This is a genomic window from Syntrophales bacterium, assembly GCA_035363115.1.
Lineage (GTDB): Bacteria > Desulfobacterota > Syntrophia > Syntrophales > PHBD01 > PHBD01.
Genome location: DAOSEM010000017.1, coordinates 1 through 3,510 on the forward strand (window position 1 = coordinate 1; position 3,510 = coordinate 3,510).

The 3,510-nt window shown below is 58.6% G+C and carries 2 protein-coding genes; both read right to left on the reverse strand.

The window, feature by feature from the left end:
- Positions 1-79: 79 nt before the first annotated feature.
- Positions 80-1,018, reverse strand: coding sequence for a type 1 glutamine amidotransferase domain-containing protein (locus PLO63_17720; protein ID HOI75977.1), 939 nt, complete (start codon positions 1,016-1,018; stop codon positions 80-82).
- 1,173 nt (positions 1,019-2,191) lie between these two features.
- Positions 2,192-3,073, reverse strand: a complete 882-nt coding sequence (locus PLO63_17725; GenBank protein ID HOI75978.1) for a hypothetical protein — start codon at positions 3,071-3,073, stop codon at positions 2,192-2,194.
- Positions 3,074-3,510 lie beyond the last annotated feature (437 nt).

Consider the following 3,510-nt stretch of genomic DNA (forward strand, 5'->3'; position numbering starts at 1 on the left):
GCGTCCGGTGTTCTTGTCCATGGCGGCGCCTTTCCTCCAACCGGATGTACAGTGTAATTGCCGCGGCAATCGACTTCCGTCACGACTGCCTGGCCGTGGCCCAGCCCCACCGGCGTGGACCGCCTGTTTCCAGGAGCTTCACGATCATCTCGCCGGTCAGGACCGAGTCCGGGGTGGAGCGTCCGGTGATGAACGGATAGTCGACGATGACCGATGTCTCGCGGCCGACGTTGGGATGAAACTGCCCGTCGGGGCCGACGGCGTCGCGCAGCATATACTCCAGGGTGTAGAAGGGCGGGCCGAGGTTCACCCAGTTGCCCGAAGCCCGGGTCAGGATCCGCCCCGTTTCCGGATCGAGCACCCCTGTATTGTCCTTGTAGTCGTATTCCTTGGCGTGGCCGGTCACATGCTTTCCCCAGATGATGCTCCTGCTGTCGTCGAAATTGCGGGCCTGGGCAAGGCAGGCGACCCCGTAGCACTCGGCCGCGATCGGCTTGTCCTGCTCGAGGAATCCAAGGATGAGGTCGTGGACGCGGTAGTTGTTCACAAGATCGATCATCGGACCGCTGCCCCCGACGATCAGCAGCGCGTCGAACTCGTCCGCCGTTTCCCGCTGGGCCTTGGCGCGCAACGAATAATAGCGTTCCCACTTCCGCAGCGGCGACTTCACGGTCTCGAGCTCGCCGCTTTCGTCCATGTACCGGATTTCTTCCCTGTCGCTCCAGTAGGGGCGTTCCGGAAATATCGCCGACAGGTTCCTCGGGTTGTCCAGACGCGGGTTCGAAGCGTCTTCGACAGCCTTGACCTTTTCGGCCGTCTCACGGGATGTCACGCTCTTGCCGAGAGGCGGATCCTCGAACTCGGGATCCATGCTGGGAGGCAGAGCATGGGCGCGTCTGCCCGTCGGCGTGCAGAACACGGATCGGTAGCCCGCCCTGTCGAACTGTTCCAAAGGCCCCACAAGTTCCTCCCCCCAAAAACCCCATTCCGAAAGTACGATCAGGATCGATTTGCTCATGTTCGCATTCCTCTGTGTGTCCCTGGTTGAATCCTGTTGTTCGATCGTTTCGGTGAACGAAACGGCAGCTCCACATTGCCTGTCTCCCCGAGCCCTCACCTGTTCGACCCGATGCGCCATGGGACGACGCGGCGTGCCACATCGCCCGCTGCGCCCGCGCACGACGACGCCGCCGGCCACGGCAACTCCGACATCCGATTGCTTACGTGTCGCTTTCCCATGGCTTGCGTTTCCCAATGCAGTCTCACGATGGATCACCGATCCGACGCAACGGCCTCCACTCCTTCTCCCACCAATACGGCAGGCAAACTCCGAGCCTGCGTGCGCACATGATCCTGTTCGGGCCGCGGCCCTTCCCCTTCTCGGCCGACTGTGCCGGTAAGGGCCTGATCACCTGTTCCGCCGTCTCAGCCTCGCAGCAGGCGTTGCGAAAAGCAGATGAGCCGTTTCGCGCGGCAGCAACGGTCCTGTTCTGTTCGTCGATCGATGTGGCGCGTTCGAAACACCTGATGCAGCCGGGTCGTCAGCATGGGGCGGCAAGCAGGATCCACAGGCACGTTCTGCAGCGGTGGTCGGCAATTGGACTTTCCTGTCGAGAATCGTCGCAGTTGGCCTATGTGTCCACCTGCGATCATACTCCGGGTCTCTTGGGGTAAGGTGAAATCAGGAGCGAACCGACATGAGCGTCTCAAATGGAGCACTCAGTCATAGCATGAGTCGAAGAAGATCCTATGGTTTGATGATAAAACACATTGCGATGGTGTCAAGAAGAAAATGTTTAAATGGAATATATTTATTATATTTGTATCAGAACATTCAGGAATATTTAGGAAAATACCACTATATATAGATATGAATATACTAGATATTGAATGAGCTTTCTGCTATAAACAGACCCGTGAAGATTCTGAATATGACAGATATCATATCAATAATTTATGAGCATTGAAATGATCATTTATTACAAATGGCTTTTGCCTGTCAATACACTCCAATGGCTAAGTTTGATAATATACAGAGCGTCATGAATATTTGGGCATTGAGAACGTGTATCGATGACCTGAATCGGTTCGGCCGGGTCGTCTCCGCTCTCCATGGTGCGCATCCAATTACAGCCGCGTGCATGGATGCCCACATCAGATTCGGACCTCCACTCGGTCCCGCCGGCCCCCTCTACTTGGAAACAAACTCAACCGTATTGAGGTCGACCTGGATCTTGATCTGGTTGTTGACCTGCTCCAGGACGTCGCTGAGCCTGCTCTTCAGCCGGCCGCCGTGAGCGGCGTGAACGACGAATTGATCGTTCTCGTGCGGGGAGACCGCGAGGAAATCATCAACGTCCCGTCCCGGCTCAAACTCCCCGCCTGCCCACCGCAGCGCATCGACGCAGCGCCGGAAGACTTTCGGGTAAATGAGGCTCCCCTGCTCGGGGCCGATGTCGTCGAGCGTGTTGACGGTAAAGCGGCTCGTCTTGTCCAATGTCCAGAGCCCTGCTTTCGAATCCCTGGCCTCCTTGTAGGCGGCAATGAGGGCTGACTGGATCTCGAACGAGAGCCCTCCGGAATAGAGACCGAGATAGGCCAGTCCCGTCGTCACGGCATGGTGATTGTACGTTTCGGCCAGCAGCGAGCTCGTCAGCTTTACATCGGAGCCGTCTTGCGCGTCCAGTCCCTTCAGGACAAAAACGATCGGTCGGCCGTGGCCTTCAAAGGCATCGCACAGGACGGCCGCATCCTGCTCCCAATGGAACCCTGACGGCGCCACCTCCCAGTCCCAACCCGACGGCTCCACGCCCAGCCATCCGAGAAACCCGTTCCGGCTCTCCATGCCGTGTGGCTGGCCGGCTCCGCCGTAGTGGAGCTCGGGCGTATCGATGGCCTGGAGCCGGAGCTGATAGCTTTCTATGCCCCCGGCCTCGCCGGGCGCCGAAAAGCGAGGAAGCCCCTGGAACAGTGACATGTCGTTTGCCGTGAACCGCATGCTGTCGCCGTCCGGTGACTGTCTTGAATGCACGAGCAGCCGTCCCTTGATCAATCGATAGAACCCCAGAGACATGACAACCTCCTGTCGTTGAAGGTGTTACCGGGAGCCGGTTCACCGCCTGCCGAAACCGGCGAAACACGTCCGGCCGGCACACCGGCAGTATGAAACAGCGCATTTGTGCATTTGTCAATCCTCGTCCACCGAACAACCCGCAACAGCGGCTCCGCGGCCGGCTCGTCCCACCTCCTTGGCCGGCACTCCCCGGAGGATTTCCCGTAGCGAACCGGATTGTCAAAACCATCATCCCGCCGTTCACCGCCCGGCTCTGCCCAATGGGCGAAGAAAGCCGAAAGCACGGACTTCGCTTTCGATCACGCCGACATTTCCCTCGGAGAAAGCAAAAAAAGCCTTTCCCGTGATCGAGCAGCTCCCACACCGGTTTTCACCACAGGCGCAGCGCCGTTTCGAAGAGATAGGCCGTCGCGTAGACGGCCAGGGGAACGGCATTG

What these genes read in the sequence shown, in the direction of transcription:
- PLO63_17720 (HOI75977.1), bottom strand. Translation starts at nt 1,018, where the DNA reads ATGAGCAAATCGATCCTGATCGTACTTTCGGAATGGGGTTTTTGGGGG.
- PLO63_17725 (HOI75978.1), bottom strand. Translation starts at nt 3,073, where the DNA reads ATGTCTCTGGGGTTCTATCGATTGATCAAGGGACGGCTGCTCGTGCAT.